The organism is Streptomyces sp. NPDC093225, assembly GCF_044753805.1.
In the GTDB taxonomy this organism is placed as follows: Bacteria; Actinomycetota; Actinomycetes; order Streptomycetales; family Streptomycetaceae; genus Streptomyces.
Genome location: NZ_JBIVNX010000001.1, coordinates 37370 through 63157, shown reverse-complemented (window position 1 = coordinate 63157; position 25788 = coordinate 37370). Strand labels below are relative to the sequence as shown.

At 72.9% G+C, this 25788-nt stretch carries 25 protein-coding genes; 14 read left to right on the top strand and 11 right to left on the bottom strand.

The features are described 5' to 3' along the window. Window positions 1-43 precede the first annotated feature (43 nt). Window positions 44-973 carry a LysR family transcriptional regulator gene (locus ACIQCH_RS00305; RefSeq protein WP_402576283.1) on the top strand — a complete coding sequence of 310 codons (930 nt, stop codon included), beginning with the start codon at window positions 44-46 and terminating at the stop codon, window positions 971-973. A gap of 41 nt (window positions 974-1014) precedes the next feature. Here the strand turns inward: ACIQCH_RS00305 and ACIQCH_RS00300 are convergent, their stop codons facing one another. After that, window positions 1015-2004, bottom strand: coding sequence for a helix-turn-helix domain-containing protein (locus ACIQCH_RS00300; RefSeq protein WP_402576281.1), 990 nt, complete (start codon window positions 2002-2004; stop codon window positions 1015-1017). A 283-nt stretch (window positions 2005-2287) separates the two neighbouring features. Here ACIQCH_RS00300 and ACIQCH_RS00295 point away from each other — a divergent pair, with 283 nt between their 5' ends. Further along, complete coding sequence (locus ACIQCH_RS00295; RefSeq protein WP_402576279.1) at window positions 2288-3460, top strand: hypothetical protein; 1173 nt, start codon at window positions 2288-2290, stop codon at window positions 3458-3460. 51 nt (window positions 3461-3511) lie between these two features. Here the strand turns inward: ACIQCH_RS00295 and ACIQCH_RS00290 are convergent, their stop codons facing one another. From ACIQCH_RS00290 to ACIQCH_RS00280, 3 genes are all read right to left on the bottom strand, one after another. Further along, the gene (locus tag ACIQCH_RS00290) at window positions 3512-4117 is read right to left on the bottom strand and encodes a hypothetical protein (protein WP_402576277.1); all 606 of its coding nucleotides are present in this window, start codon (window positions 4115-4117) and stop codon (window positions 3512-3514) included. 70 nt (window positions 4118-4187) lie between these two features. Next, window positions 4188-4586, bottom strand: a complete 399-nt coding sequence (locus ACIQCH_RS00285; RefSeq protein ID WP_402576275.1) for a DUF6924 domain-containing protein — start codon at window positions 4584-4586, stop codon at window positions 4188-4190. Between the two features lie 28 nt (window positions 4587-4614). Then, the gene (locus ACIQCH_RS00280; RefSeq protein WP_402576273.1) at window positions 4615-6087 is read right to left on the bottom strand and encodes a sialidase family protein; all 1473 of its coding nucleotides are present in this window, start codon (window positions 6085-6087) and stop codon (window positions 4615-4617) included. Between the two features lie 260 nt (window positions 6088-6347). Here ACIQCH_RS00280 and ACIQCH_RS00275 point away from each other — a divergent pair, with 260 nt between their 5' ends. Beyond that, entirely contained in the window at window positions 6348-6638 is a 291-nt protein-coding gene (locus tag ACIQCH_RS00275) for a hypothetical protein (RefSeq protein ID WP_402576271.1), read from the top strand. Between the two features lie 61 nt (window positions 6639-6699). On the opposite strand, the gene ACIQCH_RS00270 is transcribed toward ACIQCH_RS00275, so the two are convergent. Continuing rightward, window positions 6700-7371: a HutD family protein gene (locus tag ACIQCH_RS00270; RefSeq protein ID WP_402576269.1), complete on the bottom strand. Its 672-nt coding sequence runs from the start codon at window positions 7369-7371 to the stop codon at window positions 6700-6702. Here ACIQCH_RS00270 and ACIQCH_RS00265 point away from each other — a divergent pair. Both ACIQCH_RS00265 and ACIQCH_RS00260 read left to right on the top strand, forming a co-directional pair. After that, window positions 7370-7516: a hypothetical protein gene (locus ACIQCH_RS00265; RefSeq protein WP_402576267.1), complete on the top strand. Its 147-nt coding sequence runs from the start codon at window positions 7370-7372 to the stop codon at window positions 7514-7516. The genes ACIQCH_RS00270 and ACIQCH_RS00265 overlap by 2 nt on opposite strands. A gap of 286 nt (window positions 7517-7802) precedes the next feature. Beyond that, the gene (locus ACIQCH_RS00260; protein WP_402576265.1) at window positions 7803-10145 is read left to right on the top strand and encodes a collagenase; all 2343 of its coding nucleotides are present in this window, start codon (window positions 7803-7805) and stop codon (window positions 10143-10145) included. Between the two features lie 135 nt (window positions 10146-10280). Here ACIQCH_RS00260 and ACIQCH_RS00255 read toward each other — a convergent pair whose 3' ends face one another. Further along, window positions 10281-10925 (bottom strand): dihydrofolate reductase family protein, encoded by a 645-nt coding sequence (locus ACIQCH_RS00255; protein WP_402576263.1) that lies wholly within the window; start codon window positions 10923-10925, stop codon window positions 10281-10283. 171 nt (window positions 10926-11096) lie between these two features. Between ACIQCH_RS00255 and ACIQCH_RS00250 the strand changes: the two genes are divergently transcribed. The 3 genes from ACIQCH_RS00250 to ACIQCH_RS00240 all read left to right on the top strand — a co-directional run bounded on the left by ACIQCH_RS00250 (window position 11097) and on the right by ACIQCH_RS00240 (window position 13607). Beyond that, window positions 11097-11378 (top strand): pyrimidine/purine nucleoside phosphorylase, encoded by a 282-nt coding sequence (locus ACIQCH_RS00250; protein WP_402576261.1) that lies wholly within the window; start codon window positions 11097-11099, stop codon window positions 11376-11378. A gap of 119 nt (window positions 11379-11497) precedes the next feature. Continuing rightward, on the top strand, window positions 11498-12130 hold the full coding sequence (locus ACIQCH_RS00245) for a hypothetical protein (RefSeq protein WP_402576259.1): 633 nt from the start codon (window positions 11498-11500) through the stop codon (window positions 12128-12130). Between the two features lies 1 nt (window position 12131). Then, window positions 12132-13607, top strand: coding sequence for a hypothetical protein (locus ACIQCH_RS00240; RefSeq protein WP_402576257.1), 1476 nt, complete (start codon window positions 12132-12134; stop codon window positions 13605-13607). Between the two features lie 32 nt (window positions 13608-13639). Here the strand turns inward: ACIQCH_RS00240 and ACIQCH_RS00235 are convergent, their stop codons facing one another. Beyond that, window positions 13640-13930 carry an SHOCT domain-containing protein gene (locus ACIQCH_RS00235; protein WP_402576255.1) on the bottom strand — a complete coding sequence of 97 codons (291 nt, stop codon included), beginning with the start codon at window positions 13928-13930 and terminating at the stop codon, window positions 13640-13642. A gap of 202 nt (window positions 13931-14132) precedes the next feature. Here ACIQCH_RS00235 and ACIQCH_RS00230 point away from each other — a divergent pair, with 202 nt between their 5' ends. The 4 genes from ACIQCH_RS00230 to ACIQCH_RS00215 all read left to right on the top strand — a co-directional run bounded on the left by ACIQCH_RS00230 (window position 14133) and on the right by ACIQCH_RS00215 (window position 17623). Continuing rightward, a complete protein-coding gene (locus ACIQCH_RS00230) occupies window positions 14133-14777 on the top strand; it encodes a CBS domain-containing protein (RefSeq protein ID WP_402576253.1) in 645 nt (214 codons plus the stop codon). 131 nt (window positions 14778-14908) lie between these two features. After that, window positions 14909-15628: a response regulator gene (locus ACIQCH_RS00225; RefSeq protein ID WP_402576251.1), complete on the top strand. Its 720-nt coding sequence runs from the start codon at window positions 14909-14911 to the stop codon at window positions 15626-15628. Window positions 15629-15839: 211 nt separating this feature from the next. Next, window positions 15840-16601, top strand: coding sequence for a CBS domain-containing protein (locus ACIQCH_RS00220; protein ID WP_402576249.1), 762 nt, complete (start codon window positions 15840-15842; stop codon window positions 16599-16601). Between the two features lie 20 nt (window positions 16602-16621). Next, on the top strand, window positions 16622-17623 hold the full coding sequence (locus tag ACIQCH_RS00215) for an Acg family FMN-binding oxidoreductase (protein ID WP_402576247.1): 1002 nt from the start codon (window positions 16622-16624) through the stop codon (window positions 17621-17623). Window positions 17624-17836: 213 nt separating this feature from the next. Here ACIQCH_RS00215 and ACIQCH_RS00210 read toward each other — a convergent pair whose 3' ends face one another. Continuing rightward, complete coding sequence (locus ACIQCH_RS00210) at window positions 17837-20275, bottom strand: glycoside hydrolase family 65 protein (RefSeq protein ID WP_402576245.1); 2439 nt, start codon at window positions 20273-20275, stop codon at window positions 17837-17839. Window positions 20276-20451: 176 nt separating this feature from the next. Between ACIQCH_RS00210 and ACIQCH_RS00205 the strand changes: the two genes are divergently transcribed. Continuing rightward, the gene (locus tag ACIQCH_RS00205) at window positions 20452-21192 is read left to right on the top strand and encodes a CBS domain-containing protein (protein ID WP_402576243.1); all 741 of its coding nucleotides are present in this window, start codon (window positions 20452-20454) and stop codon (window positions 21190-21192) included. 28 nt (window positions 21193-21220) lie between these two features. Then, window positions 21221-22249, top strand: a complete 1029-nt coding sequence (locus tag ACIQCH_RS00200) for a hypothetical protein (RefSeq protein WP_402576241.1) — start codon at window positions 21221-21223, stop codon at window positions 22247-22249. Window positions 22250-22336: 87 nt separating this feature from the next. Here ACIQCH_RS00200 and ACIQCH_RS00195 read toward each other — a convergent pair whose 3' ends face one another. From ACIQCH_RS00195 to ACIQCH_RS00185, 3 genes are all read right to left on the bottom strand, one after another. Further along, on the bottom strand, window positions 22337-22744 hold the full coding sequence (locus ACIQCH_RS00195; protein WP_402576239.1) for a transglycosylase SLT domain-containing protein: 408 nt from the start codon (window positions 22742-22744) through the stop codon (window positions 22337-22339). Between the two features lie 390 nt (window positions 22745-23134). Continuing rightward, window positions 23135-24223 carry a hypothetical protein gene (locus tag ACIQCH_RS00190; protein WP_402576237.1) on the bottom strand — a complete coding sequence of 363 codons (1089 nt, stop codon included), beginning with the start codon at window positions 24221-24223 and terminating at the stop codon, window positions 23135-23137. Window positions 24224-24276: 53 nt separating this feature from the next. Continuing rightward, a complete protein-coding gene (locus ACIQCH_RS00185; protein WP_402576235.1) occupies window positions 24277-25353 on the bottom strand; it encodes a hypothetical protein in 1077 nt (358 codons plus the stop codon). Window positions 25354-25788 lie beyond the last annotated feature (435 nt).

Here is a 25788-nt window from a genome sequence, read left to right as displayed (position 1 = left end):
ATCATTGCCGCACGTGCAAGAACCCAGCTCAGGAGGCTCGTTGATGGACCTCAACCTACTGCGCGTCCTGGACGCCCTGCTCCACGAGAACAGCGTGACCCGCGCCGCCGAGCGCCTCGGCACCTCGCCCGCGGCGGTCAGCCGCACCCTGGCCCGGCTCCGCCGCACCGTCGGCGATCCGCTGCTGGTCCGAGCCGGTCAGGGGCTGGTCCCGACCCCGCGCGCCGTGGAACTCCGCGAGGAGGTGGGCGCGTTGCTGCGCAGCTGCGACGACGTGCTGCGGCCCGGTGCCGGGTTCGACGCCGCGCACCTGCAGCGCACCTTCACCGTGCAGGCCACGGACCTGCTCCTGGCGGGCGTGGCCGGGAGCCTGATGGAGCGGATCCACGCGGAGGCCCCGCAGGTGGACGTCGTCTTCCTGCCGGAGGCGCTGGAGGGCGGTCCCGGGCTGCGGCAGGGTTCGGTGGACGTCGAACTGGGCGTCCTGGGACACCTGGACCCGGAGATCCGGACCCGGCAGCTCGCCCGGATGCCGCTGGTCGGCGTCGCCCGCAGCGGGCATCCCCTCTTCGACGGGCGGATCGACGCCCGTCGTTTCGCCGCGGCCGACCACATCGGCATCTCCCGCCTCGGCAAGCGCCTCGGGCCCATCGACAGCGCGCTCGCCGAACTCGGACTGCGCCGTCGTACCGCGGTCGTCGTGCCCAGCCACACGAGCGCGATGATGCTCGCCCGGGACACCGACCTCGTCGCGCTCAGCCTGGCCGACTGGCTTCCCGGCACCATCTCGGCCATGGGCCTGCGGACGTTCCCGGTTCCCCTCGACCTGGAGCCCCTGGACCTCGGGATGGCCTGGCACCCGCGGAACGCGGCGGACCCGGGGCACCGCTGGTTCCGCGAACACCTCGCGTCCGCCGTGCTGGCGCCGGCCGGGCCGGGGCGCGGGTCGGCAGCCGCTCGTACTCCCGGCTGAACCGCACCCGCCCGGCTCGCGCTCCCGGAAGGTGCCGCGGGCTACGGCAGCGACCGTCCGCCGAGGTGTGCGGCGGTCCGGGAGAGCACCCGGTGTTCGGTGGGGGTGATGCCGTACGCGTCCCGGAACGCCCGGCTGAAGGCGGCGGCGCTGGAGAAGCCCCAGCGGTTCGCGATCATTTGAACGGGCTGGCCGCTCAGGTCCTCGCGCGCGAGCTCGGAGTGGGCGCGCGCCAGCCGGGTTCGGCGGATGTGGGCCGCGAGGGTCAGGGGCTGGTCGCCGAAGAGGGTGTGGAGGCGCCGGAGGGACATGCTGTGCCGTTCGGCGATGGCCCGGGGCGTCAGGTCCGGGTCGCCCAGGTTGTTCTCGATGAAACGGTGGATCCGCTGCAGCGTCTCCTGCGCCCGGGCCTCGGCCGGCGCCTCACCGGGGTCGCCGAGTTGCTGGGCGAGGAACGCGGTTGCCACGTCGAGGGCGACGGTCCCCATCGCCCGCAGCTCCTCCGGGCGGCAGCCCGGGCCGCGTGCGACCAGCGTCTTCAGGAAGTCGGCGAGGATCGCTCCGGTCCCCGCGTCCGCGGCCAGGCCCTGTCCGAGGAGGCGGTCCACCCGGTTCGAGTTCAGCGGCAGGGCCTGACGCGGGATCTGCATGATCACCGTCTCGGTCCGCTCGGCCGTGCACGCCCCGCCACTCGGTCGCGAGGTGTCCGTGAGCACGAGGCCCCCGGCGACCACCGACTCGTTGTCGCGCTGCGAGATCCGGACCGCGCCCTGTGTGATGAGCGCCAGCTGCACGTGCTCGGGATCGCCACGCCGGACATGGGCCGCGGTGCGGCGCGAGATCACGGGTGACGACGTCACGACGGACAGGCCCACCACGCCGAGGTCCAGGTACGTCACGTCCGCCTGGAAGTCGGCCGCACGGCGGGTGCTGAGCATGACGGGCATCACGTCGTTGGACACCGTCTCGCAGAACCAGTCGAACCTGTGCGCCCGCGCCTCGACGGCGTCCGACGTGACCAGCAGCCCCATGCGCTTCTCCCACACCTTGACCCGGCAGTGGTCCCGTCCCTCACCGGACGCCGCACGACCGTGCCCCACCCCACCACCGGATGATCGATTATCCGGCACCGCCGCCCCGACGTCGTGCCGCTCCCGGGCCGACTCCCGCACCGGTCGGACGGGACCGACGGGCGGTGGTGCCGCCCCTGGATGGCCGCCGTCGGATTGCGGGCACACTGCGGCGCGGCTGTGCTGGGGAAGGCCGTGCCGGGTGGAGCACGGAGTCCGGGAACGGGAACACAGGAGGACGATCATGGGTGACTTCATCGTGAACACGTCAGTCGTCGGGGGCCAGTCGCAGCCCTGCGCCGACGGGGTGAACAGCAGCGCCCTGTTCACAGCGCTCTGGGCGGACGACGGCGACGCCGGCATCAAGGGGCAGCGGGTGAACGTCGCCGGTGCGAAGGTGGGGACGGAGTTCCTCGCCAGCACGGCGACCCCGGCCGGCGGCAACACGAACCGGCAGTGGCCCTTCCTGGACTCCGTCGGCAACAGCACCTTCGCGGCGTGGATCGAACAACCCTTCAACCTGCCCCCGCCGACCCCGGTGGTGGTGCTGCGGCGCTTCCTCGACGGGCAGCCCGCCGGGCCCCCGGTACAGGTCAGCACCGCCGACATCGACCGCGAATTCCCGCCCACGGTCACCCGTATGATCGACGGGGGCTGCCTCGTCACCTGGACGGGCGCCGGGCAGCAGGCGCGCATCCGCGCGCAGCGTTTCGGTCCCGAGGGGCAGAAGGCAGGCCCCGAGGTCGCCGTGAACACCACCCCGGCCTTCCACCGCGACGCGGCCGTGACGCTCCTGAGCAACGGGGACTACGTCGTCGCCTGGACGAACGGGGACCCGGTGGGCGGCGGCGGACTCATCTACCGCGTCTTCGAGTTCGACGGCACGCCGCGGACCGGCGAGATGCATCCCAACCTCACGGGCTTCACGGGGCGGAGCGCGCTGACGGCCCTCGACAACGGGCGCTTCGTCGCCGCCCACATCAGATCGACGGTGCCGAGCGACCTCGGGGTCCTCCAGACCACGGCCGCGGCCAGCGTCATCGATCCGGCGAGCGGCGAGGTCCTCCTCAGGGCCTCCGCGGGTTCGGCGCAGCACTTCCACCGGAGCTGGCCGGCGCTCACGGCCCTGCCGGGGGGACAGTTCGTCCTCGCCTGGGTGGAGAAGAGCGCGGACACGTTCCAGACCGTGCCGACGGTGAAGGCGCAACTCTGCTCGGACACCGCGCTCGAGATCGGGCCCCAGGTCCAGGCCAGCTCGGGCACGAACGGCAACCGCTTCCACCTGAGCGCCGCCGCTGTGTTCGGCAACGGCGATCCGGGCAGGGTGTTCCTGTCGTGGGCGGACATGGCGGACGGCGGCGACACGACCATCCGCGGCAGGGTCCTCACCGCCGGCGCCGGCGGGCTCTCCTCGTAGCCGGCGACCGCCACCGCCCGACGGCACCGCCCCGCGCCCGGCGCGGCGTGCTCAGGCGGTCAGACCGGCCCGCCTGAGGGCCGCCCGGGAGAGGTCACTGATGGCCCGCTCGTCGCCGCGCCGCCACGCGTCGGCGAGTCCCCCCGGCGGCACCGGGATCGCGGCCAGGTCCTTCACCGGCCCGGTCAGCGCCCGCAGTGCCAGCAGGTCGGCGCCGCCGGGGGCGTCGAGCAGGGTGCGGATCCGGGCGGTGCGACGGATCCAGCGCACGCGCGGCGGAAGCCAGAGCACCAGTACGAACGCCACGGCGAAGAAGATCAGGGCGAACGTGGTCAGGTCGGCGACCCGGCCCACCAGGTCCTGCAGCGACTGCCCGGCGTCCGAGAGCCCGTCGCTGGCCTCGGCGGCGGCCTGCAGCGGCTTCTTCAGGACGTCCCCGACGAACGGTACGTTCGAGGCTGCGTCCCCCGCGTCGCCGAGGCCGGACGCGAGGCTTCCGCCGGCGTCCTCCACCTTCTTGCCCGGCTCGGCCAGCAGCATGATCGCGTCGTGCACGGCCAGCGCGAACCACACCGCGAGGGCCACCAGGACCACCGCCGTCACGTCGGCCAGCACCTGGCGGCACAGGCGTGCTCGGGTCTGGGCGTAGAGGCGCATGGGCGTGCTCCTGTTCCGGCGGCATCGACGGACGGGACGGGTCGGAACCCTACGGTGCGGTGAGCGTCGGTCAGAAGCCCCGGAAGCCCCGGAAGACGCCGCTCTCGTCGGCCGCGTCGGCGAACTCCTCGTAGTCCATGGCGGCCTGGGAGAGGTTGTTGTCGACCGACCAGAGTTCTGCGGCGATGACCCGCAGGCTCCGGGGCTGCTCCGCGCCGACGTCGATCATCAGGAGCGGCAGTTCGGCCGTGCTGAGGGCGGCGGTGTCGGCGACGGCCACCAGACGGACCGCGGCGGCCTCGGGTGCCCGGTCGAGGACCTGCTCGGGTGTCAGGCCGCGGTACGCGGGGTCGTCGACGGTCACGACGTCCGCGTGGAACCCGTCGGCCGTGGGCGTCTCGAGCGTCTGGCACAGCGTCTCCCAGGCCTCCGGGTGGTCGAAATCGGTGCGGACCAGCAGTGTCGACACGCGTGGATCTCCAGGTCTGTCGGGCCGGTCACCGGGTGGGGAGACTGGCGGTGTACACGTCCGTACGGTTCTGTGGCGCGCCGGAGTGGGTCTGGGTCAGCACGGCCCGCACGCCCCTCCCGTCCGCCACCAGCCCTTGGTAGTCGCCGAGGAAGTAGCCCCCGGCGAACGGCGCCTGCAGCCAGTCGAAGACCCGTGAGATCCGCCGCTCGGTCCGGCGCTGCGGGTTTCCGTGCGGCAGCGTGGCCAGCTGGTAGGCGGTGGGCAGGGTGGTGGTGTCGCCCGGCTTGAGGAAGCGCAGGTCGTAGTAGGTGAGGGCGACCGTGCCCCGTCCGTCGACCGCGATGGACGGCGAGAAGGCCGGCACGCCTTCGGGACTGATCAGCTCGGGGGACCCCCAGGTACGGCCGCCGTCGGTGGAGCGCACCAGCTGGACGGCGTCGAAGCTGCCGGCGGAGAAGTCCGAGCCCTCGTAGGCCATGTACAGGGTGCCCGTCCTCGGGTCGACGGCCGGGCTGGGCAGGGTGGCCGCGGCGCGCAGCAGCTTGGTGGGGTCGTTCGGGTCGACCTCCGGTACCGAGGTGTCCCGGGCCACGGTGACCGGGGCGCTCCAGGTCTCCCCGGCGTCGGTGGAGGTGACGACCGCGTAGTGGGCGTCGAGGACGGTGGTCAGGTCGTCGGCGAACGTGATCTGGTCGAAGAAGTCGTACAGGGTGCCGGTGCGCCGGTCCACGACGATCAGGTGGCCGATGGTCTGGGTGTTGGGCACGGCGCTGGTGTCGACGAACCGCCGGGCCTCGCTCCAGGTGCGGCCGCCGTCGCGGGTGAGGGAGATGTAGCCGGGCCCGTCGAGGGAGCCGGATCCGGGCGGGTGGCTGTCGAGGCGGTTCCAGACCTGGTAGGCGGTGCCCCTGCGGACCGGGTCGGCGGTGAGCGAGGGCTTGTCGTTGAAGAACGGCTGCTCGTCGACGTGCGTGGTGGTGAGGTTCTGCCAGGTGCGGCCGCCGTCGCGGGACGTGGCGGCCAGGAGGCCGCTGCGCGTGCTCTTCACGAAGTCGACGCCCTCCCCGCCGGCGTAGACGGTGCCGTCGGGTCCGGTGCTCACCCAGGGGTCGGTGGCCCGTTCGAAGTCCGCGCCGCCCGGGGCGCACAGGCTGAACGGCAGCGTGCTGCGGCGGAAGGTGCGGCCGTCCGTGGTCCAGGACGCCACCAGGCCGCGGGCGCCGCCGTCGTTCCAGCGGTCCTGCTGGAACGCGGTGACCACGCGCTTGGGGTCGCGCGGGTCGACGGACACGTACGGCTCGACCTCGGTGCCCGGGTAGACGACGCTGTCGGGGGACCTCGCGCCGATGGTGCAGCGCGCGTACGGGTCGCCGTGCGAGACCTTGGTCAGCGCTGCGCCGTCGGGGCTCCGGTCCGCCGCGGCGGGGGTCGCGCCGGTGAGCGTGGTGAGCAGGAGCGCGGCGGTGGCGGCAGCGGTCAAGGGCAGGAAGGCGCGCATGCAGGATCTCCTCCGGGCCTCGGCGGCCGGGGTGGGGGACCGCCGCCATCGGGACGGCGTGGGGCGCGGAGGCGTACCGGAACGCGGGGGTGGGACGACTCCGCCTGATCCTCTTCGGCGTCGTGGCCGGTGCCCTTGATGGGCCGGACGGCGGAGTCCTGGGCGTCAAGTCCCGCATGTGCGTGGCATGACGTCGCGTTCCCGCACGTGATCTCTTTGAGGAGAACCCAGGCAGCCTTTGCTACGAATGGAGAATTGCCATGTCCAAGCCCTTCCGGATCCGTCGCACCGTCCTGGCCGTGTCGTCATTGGTGCTGGTGGGCGCCGGTGTCGCGCTGCCGGCGACCGCCATGGGGGCGACCGCGGACGACCCGCAGCAGATCGTCAGACTCGACCCGGGGGACATCGCCGAATTCGTCGCCGACCAGGGCACCACGACCGTCACGTGCGGTGATGTCGGCGGCACGGACAGTGCGACGGTCAAGCGGGAGATCAAGCGGGAGATCAAGCGGCGGCTCCTGGAGAAGCTGCAGGACAAGCTGGCCGACTGAGGCCCCGGCCGGCATCGGGGAATGCGCCCCGGACGGCGCTCTCGCGGTGCCCGGCACCCGTTCAGACCGCGCCGGCCCCCGGGGGCCGGTCCGGGCCGCCGATCGGCAGGCGTACCACCGCCGTGGTGCCGGGGCTGCGCAGGGTGCCCACGGCGGACGCGCCGAGCAGGGCGGCGTCGTGGTGCGCGAGGGCGAGGGTCCGGCCCCTGGTGTCGAGCTCCGCCCGGCCCGCCAGGACGACGACGAGCAGGATCTCGTGCGACCCGGCGGAGAGGGACGAGGTGCCGCGGACGACCGCCGTGCCGGCGGGCGCGCCGCCCCGGCGGTGCATCACGTTGAAGTTCACGACCGGACCGTCCAGGAGGCGGCAGTCCGTGGGGACGTCACCCGGGAAGTCCCGCGGCGCGTACCGCTCCGCCAGCCGGTGGCGGACACCGCCCACCGTGAGCTCGATGCCGTTCCCCTCGACGACGGTGAGCGTGCGGTCCACACCGGGGAAGACCGAGTACGGGCCGTCCGCGGCGACGTCGGCGAGGCTGACCCGCCAGACGAAGTCGTCCATGCCCGCCCCCTCGGGCCACGCCGCGATCTCCCGGGTCACGCCGCCGCCGTTCTTCCAGGGCACGGCACTCCGGTCGACGGCCCGTAGGACCCTGACCGTCCACCCCGCGGGGACACCCTCCTCGGACGCCACGTCGTACTCCTCCGGTGCCGTGCTCTCCCGTTCCGCCATGACCGCATCCTGCCCGAACCCGTGCGCACGGCGCACACCGCGCAGCGTGTACCTGCACACCTCGACCGGCAACGCCGGCACCGCCACCTTCGCCGCCCGGGTGAAGTTCGGCACCGGCTGGAACATCTACGAGAACGTGCTCTGAGTCCGGCGGCCGCCGTGCCGCGAGGAGCGAGCGAGCGGGCCCGTCCACCGGTGGCAACCGGGGACGGGCCCGCGTCCGTTGTGCCGCCCCGGTCCCCGCCCCGCCCCGCCCCGATCACGCGCGTCCGGGGCTGCGCAGTACGGAAGTTGACAACGTTTCCGTTGCGGCGGCCGGCAATCTGACCAGAAGTCTTCCGGAGCAATGCGACATGTGAAATTTTACATGTCACACATCGGCGGCCCGTGTCCCCAGCACGCGGCCACAACGGCCCCGGAGGCCCCCACAGATGCAGCCCTTCCGGATATCGCACACCCGCGCGCGCAGACTTCCTGCGCTCGGCGCGGCCGTCTTCATCGCGCTCGGCCTGCTCACGCCGCAGAGCCAGGCCGCCTCCGTCGGCACCGCGGCCCCGGCCGGCACGCACGCACGCGAAGCCGCGAGCGCGGCGCCGCGGTCGATCCCGGTCCCCAAGTCGCCCGACGCGACGAACCACCGCTCCCGCTTCCACATTTCGGCGCAGGACGGCACCGAGGAGTCCGGCCCCGTCCCCGCCCCCACCACCAAGGTCGCCGAGCCCGCCCGGCCCACGAAGGCCGGCAAGCAGTCCTCGGCCGTGGCCGGGGACGAGTGCGGCGACCTCTCCGGCGTGATCAATGCGACGGGCCCGGCCCTGGTCCAGCAGCTCACGGCCCTCCCCCGGATCACCTGCACCTACCCGCTGTTCGGCCTCACCGGGGAGAACGCGCGGAGGGCCTTCCGCGAGGCCCAGATGGTGACCGTGGCCCACGCGCTGCGCGACGCCTCCGGCTCCTACGCGGGCGACAACCGCACCGCCGTGGGACAGCTGGTGCTGTTCCTGCGCGCCGGCTACTACGTGCAGGACAACCACGCGGACGTCGTCGGCGACTACGGCACGGCGCTCGACGCAGCGGCGCTCGGCGCGCTGGACGCCTTCTTCGCCGCCCCGCACAGCAGGGACGTCACGGACGCCAACGGCGAGATCTTCAACGAGGTCGTCACGCTGATCGACAGCACCCACGCGGCCGGCCGGTACGCCGCCGTCGTGAAGTGGATGCTCGGCAGCTACGACGCCACCTGGCCGGGCCAGATGAACCTCGCGATGCAGCACGTCGAGTGGGTCGTCGAGAACGGCTTCAAGGCCAAGAACGACGGCCGCGGCTGGCGGGCCGCACTGAAGGCCGACCCCACGATCCTCACCACCTGGGCCGGCTTCATCACCCGCAACGGCGCGCAGCTGAACCGCCTGGACGTCGTCAGCAACGTCGGCCGCTACCTGGGCTACGCCCTCGACGTCCCCGAGCTCAAGGACCGGGTCCGCCCGCTGCTGAAGGACCTGATCAACCGCTACCCGAACGTCGGCCCCACCGCGCCGATCACCATGAACCTGGGCTGGTACACGCGCGAGTACGACCGGAACAACTGCGCGGCCTACGGCATCTGCGACCTCGGCGCCCGCGTGCTCCCGGCGGTCCTGCCCATCCAGCACACCTGCACGCCGGACCTGCGGATCCGCGCCCAGGACATGTCCCCCGGCCAGCTGGACGGCACCTGCACCAGTCTGGTCAACCAGGACGCCTACTTCCACCGGATCATCGGCGACAAGGGCGCGATCCCCGGTGACGTGAACACCGATCTCGAGGTCGTGGTCTTCGACGACTACACCCAGTACGCGCTGTACGCCTGGGCCGTCTACGACATCGACGTCGACAACGGCGGCATGTACGAGGAGGGGAACCCGGCCGCTCCCGGCAACCAGGCCCGCTTCATCGCCCACGAGGCCGACTGGCTGCGCCCGGCCTTCCAGATCTGGAACCTCAACCACGAGTACACCCACTACCTCGACGGCCGCTACGACATGGCCGGCGACTTCGAGGCGGGCCTGACCACGCCGACCATCTGGTGGGTCGAGGGCATCGCCGAGAACATCTCGTTCGGCTACCGCAACGAGCGCAACGCCGACGCGATCGCCGAGGCCCGCCGGAACACCTACCGGCTCAGCGACCTGTTCGACACCGTCTACGACCAGGACGGGGACCCCTCGGTCAACTCGAACCGGGTCTACCGCTGGGGCTTCCTCGCGGTCCGCTACATGCTCCAGGCGCACCCCGCCGACGTGCAGACCGTGCTCGGCAAGTACCGCACCGGCGACTGGAACGGCGCCCGCGCCTTCCTGAAGCAGACCATCGGCACCGGCTACGACGCCGGCTTCGCCAGCTGGCTGGCGACCACCTGCGCGACCGACGACTGCGGCCCGCTGCCGCAGGCCCCCACCACCCCGCCCTGCACCTTCGGCGACCCGCGCCAGTTCGACCAGAACTGCCGCCGGGACGGCCTCTCCGCCAGCACCGGCAACTACAGCTACCACTTCCTGTACCTGCCGGCCGGCGTCAAGCAGCTGACCATCACCAGCAGCGGCGGCACCGGCAACGCCGACCTGTACTACGGCGGCGGCAGCTGGGCCACCACCAGCAGCTACCGGGCGAAGTCCACCGCCGCCGGCAACGGCGAGACCCTGACGATCGACGACCCGCCGTCCGGCTGGGTGTACTTCAGCCTCGCCGCCGCGCAGGACTTCAGCGGCGTGAGCGTCGCCACGCAGACCAGGTGAGCCGGTCCGCCGGCAGCGGCGGCCGTACCGGGCCCCGGTGAACGGGGCCCGGTAGTCCGGACGTCCGTACGACGAGCGGGCTCCGCCGCGCCGGGCCACCGGCCGGCGGCGCCCGCACGGCCCGCGACGCCCCCGTCAGGCATCGCCTCCGAGACCACGATCGGGTGCGCTCATGTCCCCCGTGACGGGCGTGCCGTCGGCGAGCCCGTAGCGCAGGTACACGGTGCCCTTCGGGCTGGCCACCGGGGGTGCGAGGAGCGTGACGTTGGTGGGCACGGCGCCGTCGTCGAACACCTTCTTGCCGACGCCGAGCACGATCGGGTGCAGCCAGAGGTCGAGACGGTCGAAGAGCTTCTCGCGCAGGAGGGTCTGCACGAGGTTCAGGCTGCCGACGACCTTGATGTGCTCGTGCCGGTCACGGATCTCCCGCACCGCGCCGGCCAGGTCCGGGCCGAGCTGCGTGGACCCGGCCCAGGACAGGTCGGGCGTGCCGCGCGAGGCGACGTACTTCGGGACGCCGTTGAAGAGCGTGGCGATCTCGTTGTCCTCGCCGCCCTCCTGGTGGGGCCAGTAGGCGGCGAAGATGTCGTACGTCCGCCTGCCGAGCAGGAGGGCGTCCGTGCCCTCGTACGCGGCGCCGATCTGCGCCCCGGCGACCTCGTCGAGCAGCGGTGCCTGCCAGCCGCCGAACGGGAACCCCACCGGGTCCTCGTCCGGGCCGCCGGGCGCCTGCCCGACGAGGTCGAGGGTCGCGAACATCTCGATGTGGATGAGCCCCATGGCGCACTCCCGGTGAGTCGGTTCCGTCCGTCATAGAGATAGACCTCCGGGCGGCCGCGGACTCATCGCCGCGCCGGAACCGGAACGTCGCCTCCGGTAGCCTTGCGCCTCGCCGGAGGCAGCCCGCGACGCGCCGGCCGCCCCGCTCCGCCCACGCCCGGAAGGACTCTCGTGTTCAAGGTCAACGAATACTTCGACGGTTCGGTCAAGTCGATCGCCTTCACCCAGGAGGAGGGGCCCGCGACCATCGGCGTCATGGCTCCCGGTGAGTACGAGTTCGGGACGTCCGCCCCCGAGACCATGCACGTGGTCAGCGGCGCCCTGACCGTGCAGCTCCCCGGCACCGACGCCTGGGAGACGTTCGCCGCCGGCGGCCACTTCGACGTCGCGGGCAACAGCACGTTCCGGCTCACGGTGGCGGTCGAGACCGCCTACTTCTGCGAATACCGCTGATCCAGCCCCCCGCGCCGCCGCACCATCGACATTACTAAAAAGTAATGTTGACGGCCCTTCACCTTTTCGGTGACCCGCTGACAGACTCCAGCTCCCGGCCGAGCAAGGAGTCCGCTTCAGTGACCGACGCCTCCCGCACCGCGCTGGAGCACCTGCGTGACACGGGTGCCTTCCAGTGGTACGTCATACCGCTCCTGCTGATCGTCCTGTACGTGTACGCCGTCGAGGTGGAGCGGCGGAACTGGAACGTGCTCTTCGCGGGCCTGGCGTTCTGGGGCATGGACTGGTTCAACGAGATCTGGAACGCCCTGGTCTTCCACTTCACCGGCCGCGCCCCCGTGTGGGGCGCGCCGGGCGGGGACTCGGCCTATCTGATCCTCATCGGGCTGAACATCGAGATCTGCTTCATGTTCGCGGTGTTCGGTGTCGTCGCGGCCAAGCTGCTGCCGGCCGACAAGGAGCTGCGGGTGCTCGGCGTGCCCAACCGCTGGCTGCTCGCCGGGGTCGGCGCCGCGGCCGCGGTAGGGGTCGAGGTCGTCCTCAACTCGATGGGCGCCCTCACCTGGGAGTGGCCCTGGTGGCAGGCCCGGATGCCGCTGCTCGTCTGGCTGTTCGGATACCTGCCGTTCTTCTGGGTGAGCTACTGGGTCCACGACATGCCCCGGGTCAGGACCAAGGCGCTCACCGTCGGCACGCTGCTGGGCCTGGACGCCCTCGCCGTCGTCGTCTTCATCTGCCTGGGGTGGATCTGACGTGTTGCGTCACGCACTGGCCGCCACCGTCCTGGCCGTGGGCGTCCTCGCCCCCGGGGGTGCGGCGGCCGCGAACGGCCCGTGCCGGCCGGTCGGCACCGCAGGACTGGCCGACCTCGTGCCCGGCGACAGCACCCTCGGCCTGTCCGCCCTGCCGCCCGCGACCGTCGAGCTGCCCCCGCAGGTCCCTCTGCGCGGCACCACGGAGACCTTCAACCGGCGCTGGTCCTTCGCCCTGCGCGAGGGCCGGACGTACGTCAAGGAGGCCGCCGCCACCGGGGGTTGGCGCGCGATGGCCCTGCCCGACTGCTTGGCCGGCCGGGTCACCGGCATCTCCGTGGACGACGACGAGCTCGTCGCGCTCGACGAGGACGGCCGCATCTACACGATGGACCACGCCCTCAACGCGCCCTGGACGTGGAACTGGACGTACCGGTACGGCGCCCCGCTGTGGCTGGGCGAGGGCAACACCGTCCCCTACGGTTCGACCCGCTGGACCTGGTCGGTGCTCTCCCCCGGCGAGGACCGGGTGTGGCGGGACACGGCCGGCAACGACCACCCGGTCGGCGGCGCCAAGGTCTCCCACGTCTTCGCGCTCAGCGCCGACGGCAGCCGCATCACGTACGTGGACCCCTGGCTCCCCGCCGACCACAGCTACGAGATGGCCACCCCGCACCGCGGCCGCTTCCAGGCCGTGGCGCTGTCCACCGCGGCCTCCACCTCGTTCGTCGTCAACCGCTACGGCGACCTGTACACACGGCTGTACGACTTCGACATCTCCGGCTCCGACCGGGTGTTCTTCGGCTACTCCTACGAGGACCAGCGCGGGGCCGCGTTCCCGAAGATCCAGCTGCCGGCGCCCGACTGGGTCCGCCAGCCCAAGGTCCCCGCCGCCGGCGAGCTCACCGACCGGATCTCCGTGCACAAGACCGGCCGGGGCTCGGACGCCCGCGAACTGCGCGTCGAGGGCCGGGACCACGGTTTCACCGGGTACTGGCACAAGTCCCTGACCGCGTCCCGGTGGACCTTCACGGCGACGGGGCGGCCCCTGCAGGGCCGCCTCCTCCGGAACACCGCCGAGGACCGCTCCGCGGACACGCTCGCGCCGCCCTCGCCCTACGACTATGCCGGCGCACAGGGAGGGATGACCGCCCGCGTGGACGCGTTCGACGTCGCGGTCGAGGACACGCGCCTGCTCCTGCGGGCGGGTGACGAGGAGCTCCGGCTCACGCTGCACACGGTCGACGGGCTCCGCCAGAGCGCCCGGGCCGCCGGCCTCACCGCGCAGCCCCGCCGCTTCTACGGCACCGTCGAGGTCCCGCAGTCCGTCCTCGACGGCCCCGGCGCCCAACACCCGCTGCTGCGCGGCCTCGTCCAGGACCTCCTCGGGTCCGCCCGCTTCACCGACACCGACGTGGTCGTCACCGACCGGACCATGACCATCGCCCGCCTCGGCCTGACCCTGAACCGCACCTGAGGCCCGGCCCGGCCCGGCGGACGTCGCGCCGGTCACAGCGGCACGCGCCGGGTCGGGTGCGCCCGCAGCACCTCGAGCCGCCGGGCGTACTCCCCGTCGTCGATCTCCCCCCGGGCGAACCGTTGCGCCAGCAGCTGCTCGGCGTCCGGTGCCGCGTCGCGCTCCGGTTCGGGAGCGGCGGGGTCGCGCGGACGCGCACCGTCCCCGGTCAGGGGGCGGAGCACGTAGACGGCCACCATGACGACCAGGGCCAGGAGGAGCAGCGTGGTGAGGGAGGTGGCGAACCATCCCCACCCGTCCATGTCGTGTCCGTTCCCGTACATGGCTCGCCTCCCGGGTCGGCGGGGTGGGCGGTCGGTCCGACCGTCCGCTGTCAGGATCGCCGTGCGGCAGGCGTCCGGGCATGGGCCGGTCAGGCCCCTGTCGGGACCGCTGGACCCACGCGGACGACGGGTCGGGCCGCCGAGACTGGAGGCACGGCAGCGGCAGCCCGCTGTGACCCTCGGTACCGCGAAGGAGCCGGTCATGTCCGCAGCGCCCTACACCGTCAGCGACGTCATGACGCACACCGCGGTCGCCATCGGCCGGGAGGCGTCGTACAAGGAGATCGTCGAGATCATGCACCAGTGGAAGGTCAGCGCGGTGCCCGTCCTGGAGGGCGAGGGCCGCGTCGTCGGCGTGGTCTCTGAGGCGGACCTGCTGCCGAAGGAGGAGTTCCGGCGGGAGCAGCCCGTACTGCCCGACCAGCTGGAGGAGGCCTCGAAGGCGGGCGCGGTGCTGGCCGCGGACCTCATGTCGAGCCCGGCGGTCACCGTGCGTCCGGGGGCCACCCTCGCGGAGGCGGCCAGGATCATGGCCCGCAAGCGCGTCAAGCGGCTGCCCGTGGTGGACGACATCGGCATGCTCGAGGGCGTGGTCAGCCGCAGCGACCTGCTGAAGGTGTTCCTGCGGCCCGACGAGGAGCTCGCGGAGGAGGTCCGCGGCCTCGTGCTGGACGAGCTCGTTCCCGGCGGGACCCTGGAGGTGGCCGTGCGGGACGGGGTGGTCACCCTGCGCGGCCCGCTGCCGGGCCGCGCGCTGGTGCCCCTGCTGGCGCGGGCGGTCGGCGCCGTCGAGGGCGTGGTGGACGTACGGCTGGAGCTGGACGGGGCCGCCGCGGCCGCCGCGTGAGCCGGGACGGGCCCACGGCCCCGCGCCGCCCGCACCGTCGGGTGCGTCGTGCCGGCTGCTGGGACAATCCCGGTAGGAGACGCGCGCAGGGCGCATCGGCGCGTACGTCACGAACCGGGTCGGGGGTGACCATGTCCGACGCACCGCGGGCCCCGTCCGAGGCACCGATCAAGGTGTTCCTCCTCGACGACCACGAGGTGGTCCGCCGCGGCCTGCGCGACCTCCTGGAGGGCGAGCCGGACATCGTCGTCGTGGGCGAGGCCGGGACCGCCGAGCAGGCCCTGGCCCGCGGCCCGGCGCTGCGGCCCGACGTGGCCGTGCTGGACGTCCGGCTTCCCGACGGCGACGGCATCACCGTCTGCCGCGAGCTGCGTGCACGCATGCCGGACCTCGCCTGTCTCATGCTGACGTCGTTCGACGACGAGGACGCCCTGCTGGACGCCATCATGGCCGGGGCCGCCGGGTACGTCCTCAAGCAGATCAAGGGCTCCGACCTGGTCGCCGCCGTACGGACGGTCGCCACCGGCCAGTCCATGCTCGACCCCGCCACCACCGCGCGCCTGATGCGGTCGCTGCGCGACCCGGAGGCGTCGAAGCCGCCCGAGGACGCCCGCCTGGCCGGACTCTCGGAACGGGAGCGGTCGGTCCTGGAGCTGATCGGCGCGGGTCTCACCAACCAGCAGATCGCCAAGAAGCTCTACCTGTCCGAGAAGACCGTCAAGAACCACATCTCGAGGCTGCTGGGCAAGCTGGGCGTGGAACGTCGCGTCCAGGCCGCGGTCATCGCGGCACAGGTCCACGAACACGAGCGGAACGCCCGGGACGGCAAGGACGGTGGCTCCCACGTCTAGGACGTGTCGGCGGCCGCCCCGGGACCGACGGAGTCACGGCGGCCGACCGGCCCTGCCCGCTCGGGGGCCGGGACGGGTGGCGCCGTCCGGGGGCCCGTCCGGGCCCGCGGAGGGACCGTTCGGCCCCTCCCCCGCCCCGCGGCCGAGGTGGACGGTGGACACCTGACCCACGCGTCCCGGGAGACGGGCGCGCCACGGCGGGAGGTGCCCCATGCAGCGCGTCAAGGTTGCGGACCTGATGACCGACGAGGTCGTCTCGGTCGCCCCGGAAACCCCCTTCAAGGACGTGGCGAAGGTCCTCGCCCAGCACGACATCACCGGCGTTCCCGTGCTCGACGAGGAGGACCGGGTCCTCGGCATCGTGTCGCAGACCGACCTGTTGGCGCGGGTGGCCGCGGCGGCCGTCCCGACCGGAGTGCGGTGGCCCGACGGCTCCGGACCCCAGTGGCCCGACGGCTCCGGACCGCGGTCGCCCGACGGCTCGGGACCGGAGGACCCCGCCGCCGGTCAGGGGCCCGCCGAGCCGTCGCCCCGGACCGCGCGCGACCTCATGTCCGCCCCGGCCGTCACGGTGCACGCCGACGAGCCGGCCGCCGACGCGGCGCGGCTGATGACGCGCCGCGGCGTCGAGCGGCTGCCCGTCGTGGACGTGGAGGACCGGCTCGTCGGCATCGTCACCCGCCGCGACCTGCTCCGCCTGTTCCTGCGGCCGGACGCGGAGATCCGGCACCGGGTGGAGCACGACGTCCTCTCGGGCGTCCTGGGCGCGCCCGCCGACGCGGTCGAGGTGCACGTGGTCGACGGCATCGTCACGCTCACCGGCCGACTGGACCGCACCAGCCAGCTCCCCGTCCTGCGGCACCTGGTCGAACAGGTCGACGGCGTCGTCGCCGTGGCCTCCCGCGTCACCGCCCGTACCGACGACGCCCCGACCCTTCCCACCGTCCCCTCGCGCCACGCGATGCCGTGGTGAGCCCAGACAGGACCACTGCCGTGACCACTCCCGCAACCGCCCCGCTCCTGCTCGACCCCGCGGCCGTCGTCCGGCTCGTCGACGACGCCGTCACCGCGCCCTCCATGCACAACGCTCAGCCCTGGCGCTTCGTCTTCGGCACGGACACCGGCACCCTCGCGCTGTACGGGGACCGCGACCGCGCGATGGCGCACGCCGACCCCGGACACCGCGCCCTGCACCTCGGGTGCGCCGCCGCCCTGTTCAACCTGCGCGTGTCCGCCGCCCACCGCGGACTCCAGGCCCGGGTACGCCTCCTTCCCGACGCCTCCGACCCGTGGCTGCTCGCCGCCGTCGGCTTCACCGCGCCCGCCGGGACGGACCAGGACCTGACGGGACTCCACCCGGCCCTGCGCCGACGCCACACCAGCCGTTTCCCGTTCCGCGACGAACCCGTACCGACCCCGCTCCTCGACGCACTGGCCGGCGCCGCCCGCCTGGAGGGCTGCCACCTCACGGTTCCCGAGCCGTGGCACGTGCAGACGGTCCTGGAGCTCGCGCGCGACGCCGAGCACCGCGAGGAGATCGATCCGGTCGCACGCGCCGAGACCGCGGTCTGGACCCACGCCGGGCCCGGTACCGGGGGCCGCACCGACGGCATCCCGGTGACCGCCTTCGGCCCGCGCGCCACCACCGGGACGGCCACCGTCCGCGACTTCGGCCGCGTCCGGCCCGTACGCGGCCGGTCCTGGGCGTCGTTCGAGAAGGAGCCGCAGCTCGCCCTCCTGACCTCGGACGGCGACGCCCCCGCCGACTGGTTGCGCGCCGGGCAGGCCCTGCAGCGCGTACTGCTCCAGGCCACGGCGGACGGGCTGGCGACCTCCATGACCTCGCAGCCCCTCGAGTGGCCCCAACTGCGCTGGACGGCCCGCGACCCGCTCGCGGGCAAGGGCCACGTCCAGATGGTCCTCCGCCTCGGCTACGGGCCCCCCGGACCCGCCACACCGCGCCGCCCGGCCGCCGAGGTCCTCACGCTGCGCTGAGATCCGCCGGCCGGGTCTTGCCGATCTCCTCGGCGATCCCGGCGGTCGCGCCGTGCTTGGTGCCGTAGGCGACCAGGACCCGCTTGCCGTCCATGGCGTTCCTCCCTTCTCGGGGGTGGCGCCGGGCGCTCGTCGTGCGGGTCACCCGGCGGTACCCGCGGTGCGGTCCCCCTGTCCACTCTGTTCCGGCGCGGCCCCGCGGCGCTCGGGCCGTCAAGGCTCCGGAGGGGGCCGTTCGGCCCTGCCCGTGGACGGTCGCAGGCTGAACCACCGTTCCTCCCCCGCCGCGAGGACGACCCGCCGCCCGCCGGGGAGGAGCAGGGGCACGGGACCGAGCGGGGAGGCGGGGACGCGGATGCCGATCCGGCCGGGGACGAAGCGGACGTCGATCCCCCGGTGTCCGCGGTAGCAGAGCGTGAACGCCGAGCGGGGCACGCCGGCGAGCGGCACGGGGTCGATCCGCAGGCCGTCGGGGCGGGGTTCGAGACCGATGACGCCCCGTTCGACGAGGTCGAGGGTGCCGGCCATGGCACCCAGGTGGATGCCCTCGCCGGTGGTGCCGCCCTGCACGTCGGCCACGTCGCTGAGCAGGGCCTCCTCGCAGTAGCGCCAGGCGTCCGGGCCCTGCTGCCGGGCGAGGATCCAGCCGTGGACGAGGCTGCTGAGGGTGGAGCCGTGGCTGGTGCGGCGCAGGTAGTACGCCACGGTCGCGCGCCAGGTGTCGTCGTCGAGCCGGTAGCCGAGGCGGTCGAAGAGCGCGTGCAGTTCGGCGGGGCCGAAGAGGTAGCCGAGCATGAGGGTGTCGGCCTGCTTCGAGGCCTGGTAGCGGTTGACGGTGTCGCCCTCGGCCTCGAGGATCCGGTCGAGGCGGCGGATGTCGTCGTAGCGGGCCCGGTAGCCGTCCCAGTCGAGCTCGGCGAGGTCGCCGTACCCGTGGAACTGGCTGATGACGCCCCGGTGGAAGGGCACGTACAGGCGGCGCGAGACGTCCTGCCAGCGGTCGAGGTCCCCGGGGTGCGCCCCGGTCCGGGCGAGGAGTTCGGCCCGGTGGGCGCGGGGCAGCCCGGCGTACGTCTCCAGGGCGCGGGCGAGCACCCAGGCGGCGGTGGCGTTGGTGTACGCGTTGTCGTCGATGCCGGGGACGGCGGCGTCCGGGTAGCCGTCGTGGTACTCGTCGGGGCCGACGACGCCGCGGATCCGGTACCGCCCCAGGTCCGGGTCCCAGGTGGCGGTGCCGGCCCAGAACTGGGCGATGCCGAGGAGGAGTTCGGCGCCGGGGCCGTGCAGGTGGCCGAGGTCGCCGGTGGCCTGTGCGTACTGCCAGACGTTCCAGGCGACGGCCGATCCCACGTGGCGCTGGAGGTGGGAGTGGTCGGGCAGCCAGCGCGCGGAGCGCGGGTTGAGGTGCCGGGTCTGGGTCTCCTCCGCGCCGGAACTCCCGCTCTGCCAGGGGAACATGGCTCCCGTCAGCCCGGCCCGGCGGGCGGCCTCGCGGGCCGCCGGGAGGCGCCGGTGGCGGTACTGGAGCAGGCCGCGCGCGGTCTCGGGGAAGTGCAGGGTCAGGTACGGCAGGACGAACAGCTCGTCCCAGAAGACGTGCCCCCGGTACGCCTCGCCGTGCAGGCCCCGGGCCGGGGCGCCGGCGTCGAGCTCGGCGGTGTGCGGGGAGAGGGTCTGCAGGACGTGGAAGGCGTGCAGGCGCAGGATCCGGCCGGTCTCGCCCGGGGCCCGCAGCTCGCCCGCTCCCCAGAGCCGCTCCCAGGTGGCCCGGTGGGAGGCCAGGAGGGTGGTGAAGGCGGGTGCGTGGGCCGCCCGGTCGAGGGCCTGGCGGAGCGGCCGGGAGGCGGGGCGGTCCAGGGAGGTGTGCAGGGCCGCGGTCTTCACGACCACGGCGGGGCGGCCGCGGGGCAACCGAACGACGTACCGCTGTGTGGCCGTCCTCGCCGTGCACTGCGGGTGCACGGGGGCGAGGGGGCTGACCGAGGTGCGGACCGCGACCGCGATCCGGATCCGGGAGGAGGCCGTGGCGCAGGTCAGCCACGCCACCCCTTCTGCGGCCACGCCGGCCCGGTGCCGGGTGAGGTGCCGGCCGGCCAGGTCGCGGTAGCGCTCGACGCCGGTGTTCGCCACGTCCCCGTCCAGGACGGACTCGATCTCGACGGAGCCGGTCCATCCGTAGGCGCGGAAGGTGGTGCGCTGGGCGGCCAGGTAGGGGTCGCCCATGTGCACGAGCCGGGTGTGGACGACTCCCAGGCGGCGACCCTGCGCGTCGTGGAAGAGCATCCGGCGGGTGAGGGTGCCCGCGCGCAGGTCGAGGAGGACGCGGTAGCGACGCAGGCCGGGGTCGTCCGGTGTCAGCCAGGGGCCGGGCGGGCCGTCCTCGGGGAGGCAGCGGTAGCGCAGTGCCGTCCAGTCGGGCAGCCGGACCGTGTCCTCGTTGACCACCCGGTGGCCGGCCACGTCCGAGGTGAGCCGGTCGTAGCAGCCCGCCAGGTAGGTACCGGGGTAGTGGACCGGGCCGGCCAGCGTCTCGGGGGCGGACCCCCGGGTGGCGAAGCGGCCGTTGCCGAGGGTGCAGAGGGCTTCGACGAGCCGCTCCGTCTTCGGGTCGTAGCGGTCGTACGTCCACTCCCAGCTCCGGTGCGCCGTCACGGGTGCCCGACCCCCGCGTTCACCGGTACGGCGTCGTGCGCGGCGCTCGGGTCGGTGCCGTGGGCGGTCCGCCCCGGCGCCAGTGGGGCCGAACGGCCCCCCGGGCCGGGCCCTCGTGGCCCTCGCGGAGGGCGGGCCGCGGGGCCGACGCTCGGGGAAGGACCGGGAGGTACGCCATGTACAGCGTTGCCGACGTGATGACGAAGCAGGTCGTGGCGGTCACGCCGGCGGCCGGCTTCAAGGAGATCGCCGCCGTCATGGGGCGCTGGAAGGTCACCGCCGTCCCGGTCGTCGAACGCGACGGGCACGTGATCGGCGTGGTCTCGGAGGCCGACCTGCTCCCCAAGGAGGAGTTCCACGAGTACCGCCCCGGTCTGGTCGAGCAGATGCGCCGCCTCGACGACACCGCCAAGGCCGGCTCCGACCGCGCCGAGGACCTGATGACCGCCCCGGCCGTCACGGTCCGCCCCGACGCCACCCTGTCCCGAGCCGCCCGGCTGATGGCCGAGCACCGCGTCAAGCGCCTCCCGGTCGTCGATGCCGACGGCACCCTCAAGGGCATCGTCAGCCGGGTCGACCTCCTGAAGGTCTTCCTCCGCTCCGACGACGACCTGGCGGCCGAGATCCGCCGCAGTGTCGTCGAGCGCCTGTTCCCGGGCACCCATGACGCCGTCAGGGTATCCGTCACCCAGGGCGTGGCCACCGTGACCGGCCAGGTCGGGGAGGGGCATCTCATCCCCCTGGCCGAACGGCTGGCCCGGGCCGTCGAGGGCGTCGTCGACGTCCGCTGCCGACTCCACGAGTCCGCGCCCGCGCCCGAGGGACACCGTGACCGCACTCGCCCCGGCGCGTCGGTCCGCGCAGCCCGCCGACGCGGTGACGACCAGCGCCTGGATTTCGGGCCCGGCAGGTCCTGATCGGGCATGCGCACGCCAGACTGTGCACATGTCAGCAGCAGAGTTAGCGACCATGGCCGTCACGGCCATGACCACGGGAATCGCCTCGAGCGCCGGGAGCGCCGTCGTCGACGAGGTGAAGGAGCTGGTCCGGTCCCGGTTGGGCGAGTCCCACGACGGGCGGAGCGCGATGGAGCGCTTCGAGACCGAGCCCGCGGCCGACGGTGCGGCGAGCGCCGTGCGGGAGCGGCTCGTGCTCGTCCTGGAGGCCGATCCGGAGTTCTCCGGCCGACTGTGGACCGCCCTTCAACCGGCCGCGCTCCCGCCCCAGCCTCCCCAGCCGCCTCAGCCGCCCACGGCGGTCACCCAGGGGATCCACATCGGAGGCAACGCGAATCGCAGCACCATCGTGATCGGTCCGGTGCAGCTCCCCCGGACCAGGGGCGTGGTGATCGCCCTGACCGCCGTCGGCACGGTCCTCGCCGTGCTGCTCGTCATCGGTTTCCGCAGCGTCCTGGACGGCTTCGGCGCCGACGGCAGCCCCGGCAGGTCGGGCAGCACCGGGAAGGTCGCGACGCTCAAGGACTCCGCCACCACCGAGACGGTGCTGCCCGACTCCGGGAGCCTTCCGGCCGGCTGGCGGGTGGCACGGGCGGCCGAGGTGACGGAGGGTGTCCCGGCCGACTGCAGCTCCTCCTGCGAGGGAGTCCGGTTCACGGCAGGGGTGGGGTACGGGAACGAGGAGGCGGCCGCTTCGGCGTACTTCTACGTCCAGGCGTACGACACCGCGGCCCACGCCGCGCAGCGGTTCGAAGACCTGCGCTCGGACAGGGACGACTCCTCCACCATGTCCCTGCCTCCGATGGGGAACGAAAGCGTCGCCTTTCGGCGAGGAGTCGTGAACGCCGAAAAGGCGGAGGCGGGCGTACGCGTCGGGACCGTCGTGACCTGGGTCACGTACACCACGGGCAGCGGGGAGCTCAGCCCGTCGGCCCTCACCTCGCTCGCCCGGATGCTGTCGGACCGCGCACAGCAGGCACAGGACGGCACCGAGCCCTTCGCCAGAGCGGAGTTCTAGGGACGGTCGGGGATGGGGGAAGGCCCCGGTGGCCGGCCTGGGGAGGCCGGCCACCGGGGCCTTCGCACGTCTTTGCCCGCTGGTGGCTTAGTACCAGTGGTTGGCCTGCCAGAAGTTCCACGCGCCGACCGGGGAGCCGTAACGGGAGTTCATGTAGTCCAGACCCCACTTGATCTGCGTGGCCGGGTTGGTCTTCCAGTCCGCGCCCGCCGAGGCCATCTTCGAACCCGGCAGCGCCTGCACCAGACCGTACGCACCCGAGGAAGCGTTGGTCGCCGAAGGGTTCCAGCCGCTCTCGTGCTCCACGATCTTGCTGAACGCCGCGAACTGCGCCGGGTCCTTGATCATCTGCTGCGCGATCGCCTTGGCACCCGCCGGAGCGGCGGCCTGCGCCGGCACCGTGGCGAGCAGGGAACCGGCGGCGGCAAGGCCGACCACGGTGCCCGCGAGGGTCTTCTTGGAGGTGGCGATGCGGCGGATGACGGCGTAGGACACGTAGAACCTTCCGAAGACAACAAGGACCGTCACAGACACACCCAGAAGGCGTGCGAGAGCCACTCACACGAGGGAGAGGGGATCGTCGGCGAGGCGGGGCCGAACCCCGGCCGCCCTGCGACAACACCAGTTAGCCAGGCCCCCGACCCCAAGGCAACGACCCCACCTACTACCCCGCACCGCAGCCACCCCACCCAACCCCCAACCCCCCGCAAGCCGAGAAACCGCAGCTCAGAGCACACACAAGGGGCCGGACACCACGGCAGCACGGACCTACTATCCCCCCTCGGATGTGACCTGGGCCCTGTGGGCCGCCTCACCGCCCCCACCCCCCAAACTCACCCTCCGTGACCACACGCACCCCCTCAGGTGTGCGTCCCGGGCCGCTCCTTACGCGCGCCCCTGCCGGACGTCGAGGCACAGCGCCCAGACATCGGAGTAGCTGCCTTGGGAGGGCGAACCGCCGCTGTGGGTGGCTGCCGTCCAGTACGACGGGGTGGAGCTCCCGTCGGCGGACGGGGTGCCGTCGGCGTTGCTGGGGAAGCTGCCGTTGAGGTGGGGGCCGCCCGACGTCGCCTTCGAGAAGTCGGTCGTGGTGACGTTGCCCCCGCTGATGGCGGCGCCGCCGCTGACCAGCCGGCCGTCCTCGCGGGAGCAGCCGGTCGTCGCCGTCTGACCCGTGGAAGCCGTGTCCGGGCCGCTGACCTCGGTGAAGTGGACCGTCGTGGCCACGTGCTTGAGTTTGACGTCGTCCGTGCTGCAGATCGCGTAGGCGTAGGTCATGTTGTCCGCGCCGCGTCCGCCGCCGATCCCGCCGACCGCCGTCCAGGAGTCGGGGTTGCGCTCGCCGTCGCCCGCCGCGATCGAGCCGAAGTGGTGTTCGGCGTCGTCGAAGGTGGGGAAGCTGGCGATCGGCTTGAGGCTGCCGACACTGGCGGGGGTGGTACGGGCACCGCCGCCGATCAGGACGGTGCCGGTCGGACAGGTCGCCGTCACGAGCTTGGACGAGAGCCCGCTGGTGGGACCCGGCGCCTTGTTCATGACCACCTGGGTGTGCCGGATCAGGTTGCTCTGCAGGCAGATCGCGTACGGGGTGGTGGAGAAGGCGTCGCTGCTGCGGCTCCCGCTGCCGCCGAACGCCATCCAGTGCGTGGCGTCGGTGCCGACGGTCCCGGGCGCGTCGACGTACTCGGTGGCACCGTCGGCACTGGGCACCATGCCCATCACGTGGTTGCCGTTGGACATCTCGTCACTGCCGATGGCCTGGTCGGCCCCACCGCCGGACACGAGGCCGTCGGGGCAGTCGGCGTGCGAGGTGACCCCGGTGAAGGGGGTCGCGGGACCCATGGTGGCCCCGGGGGTGACGACGGTGACGTCGACGGTCTTGGCGTAGGCGGCGCCCGGCACCGCCACGGTCAGGAGGCCGGCCAGGAGCAGGGCCTTGGCGGTGGCGGAGCTCCGCCGGAGGTTCGTGTTCATCGGGTTCTCTTCCTCGTCTTCTCGTGCGTGGCCCGTCGTCGGCAACCGCTGCCTCAGACGCCGTCGTCGGCGCACAGCGCCCAGACGTCGGTGTGGGTGCCGGGCGAGCTCTGCCCGCCGGTGTGGGCGGAGGCCGTCCAGTAGGCCGCCGTGGTCGTCCCGTCGCCGACCGCGGCGCCGCCGGAGGTGCTGGGGAAGCTGCCGTTGAGGTGGTCGCCGCCCGAGCCGGGACCGGTGAAGTCGGTGGTCGTCACGCTGCCTCCGCTGATCGCGGCACCACCGCTGATCAGCTTGCCGTCGCCCTGGCCGCAGCCGACGGTGGCCGTCTGGCCGGTGCTCCCGGTGGTGGGGCCGCTCACCTCGCTGTGGCGGACCGTGACCGTGGCGCCGCTGACGCCGATGCCGCTTCCGCTGCAGATCGCGTACGCGTAGGTGTAGTTGGCGCTGTTGTTGTTGCCGTCCCAGCCGACGGCGGCCCACGAGTCGGGGTTGGTCTCTCCGTTGGCCGCGGCCTTCTGGCCGTAGTCGTGGGCGGCGTTGTTGAAGGTGGGGAAGCTCGCGATGGTCTTGTAGCTGCCCGTGTTGCCGGGCGTGGTCCGGGCACCGCCGCCGAGCAGGCGCGTGCTGGCCGGGCAGGTCGCCACGACGAGGCCGACCGTGGCCCCGGTGGTGGGGGTGTTGGCCTTGTTCATGACCACCTGCGTGTGGTTGATCAGGTTGCTGGTCAAGCACATCGCGTAAGGGGTGGTGGAGAAGGAGGCGTTGACCTGGCCGCCGCTTCCGCCGATGCCGAGCCAGTGCGTCACGTCGGTGCCGACCACGCCGGTCGTGCCGGTGTACTCACTGGTGCCGTTGGAGCTGGGCGCGGTGCCGTTGACGTGGTTGCCGTTCACGCCCGAGCCGGTGCCGATGGCCTGGTTGATCCCGCCGCCGGAGACGAGGCCCGCGGAGCAGTCCGCGTGCGTCGATATCTCGGAGTTGGCGGAGCCGGGCCCGCTGGTGGCCCCGGGGGTCTTCACGGTGACGCTCACCGTGTTGGCGTACGCGGCTCCCGGCAGGGCCAGCGCCAGTACGGCGCCCAGGAGGAGCGTCCTACCGGCGGCGAAGCGGCGTGGCAGTCCTGTGTTCACGTGGATTTCTCCCTACTGGGGGACGACGGACGACGAGCGGCGCGCGACGCGACGGTGGACGAGCGCCGGACGTCGAAGGCTGGACGGCGCGGTACGAAGCGGAATCCGGACGGTGGGGCACGGACGGCGTCAGGTGCGGAGGTGCCACGGCATCGCAACGGCTGCCTGCCTCGCGGATGTACGCCGCTCAGGGGCAGACCAGGGGTTCGGACCGGCCAGTTCGCCGCTCGGTGACGAGCAGCGCATGCGGACTCTAACAGCCACTCAGCCTCGCATCTACTAGGTCTATTCGAATCTCGGATTGCAGATACGGAACTTCTGAATGTGACTCTCGAGTAGCCGGCGGGGGGTGACCGACGGGCCCCGAATCCGCGCCGTGGACCGCGCCGGACAGGAAACGACGGAGCCTCCGCCCGACGGTGGGCGGAGGCTCCG

Excerpts from the sequence above, each read along its gene's own strand:
- ACIQCH_RS00305 (WP_402576283.1), top strand. The coding sequence starts at position 44 with ATGGACCTCAACCTACTGCGCGTCCTGGACGCCCTGCTCCACGAGAAC.
- ACIQCH_RS00300 (WP_402576281.1), bottom strand. The coding sequence starts at position 2,004 with ATGGGGCTGCTGGTCACGTCGGACGCCGTCGAGGCGCGGGCGCACAGG.
- ACIQCH_RS00295 (WP_402576279.1), top strand. The coding sequence starts at position 2,288 with ATGGGTGACTTCATCGTGAACACGTCAGTCGTCGGGGGCCAGTCGCAG.
- ACIQCH_RS00290 (WP_402576277.1), bottom strand. The coding sequence starts at position 4,117 with ATGCGCCTCTACGCCCAGACCCGAGCACGCCTGTGCCGCCAGGTGCTG.
- ACIQCH_RS00280 (WP_402576273.1), bottom strand. The coding sequence starts at position 6,087 with ATGCGCGCCTTCCTGCCCTTGACCGCTGCCGCCACCGCCGCGCTCCTG.
- ACIQCH_RS00275 (WP_402576271.1), top strand. The coding sequence starts at position 6,348 with ATGTCCAAGCCCTTCCGGATCCGTCGCACCGTCCTGGCCGTGTCGTCA.
- ACIQCH_RS00265 (WP_402576267.1), top strand. The coding sequence starts at position 7,370 with ATGACCGCATCCTGCCCGAACCCGTGCGCACGGCGCACACCGCGCAGC.
- ACIQCH_RS00270 (WP_402576269.1), bottom strand. The coding sequence starts at position 7,371 with ATGGCGGAACGGGAGAGCACGGCACCGGAGGAGTACGACGTGGCGTCC.
- ACIQCH_RS00260 (WP_402576265.1), top strand. The coding sequence starts at position 7,803 with ATGCAGCCCTTCCGGATATCGCACACCCGCGCGCGCAGACTTCCTGCG.
- ACIQCH_RS00255 (WP_402576263.1), bottom strand. The coding sequence starts at position 10,925 with ATGGGGCTCATCCACATCGAGATGTTCGCGACCCTCGACCTCGTCGGG.
- ACIQCH_RS00235 (WP_402576255.1), bottom strand. The coding sequence starts at position 13,930 with ATGTACGGGAACGGACACGACATGGACGGGTGGGGATGGTTCGCCACC.
- ACIQCH_RS00230 (WP_402576253.1), top strand. The coding sequence starts at position 14,133 with ATGTCCGCAGCGCCCTACACCGTCAGCGACGTCATGACGCACACCGCG.
- ACIQCH_RS00225 (WP_402576251.1), top strand. The coding sequence starts at position 14,909 with ATGTCCGACGCACCGCGGGCCCCGTCCGAGGCACCGATCAAGGTGTTC.
- ACIQCH_RS00220 (WP_402576249.1), top strand. The coding sequence starts at position 15,840 with ATGCAGCGCGTCAAGGTTGCGGACCTGATGACCGACGAGGTCGTCTCG.
- ACIQCH_RS00205 (WP_402576243.1), top strand. The coding sequence starts at position 20,452 with ATGTACAGCGTTGCCGACGTGATGACGAAGCAGGTCGTGGCGGTCACG.
- ACIQCH_RS00200 (WP_402576241.1), top strand. The coding sequence starts at position 21,221 with ATGTCAGCAGCAGAGTTAGCGACCATGGCCGTCACGGCCATGACCACG.
- ACIQCH_RS00190 (WP_402576237.1), bottom strand. The coding sequence starts at position 24,223 with ATGAACACGAACCTCCGGCGGAGCTCCGCCACCGCCAAGGCCCTGCTC.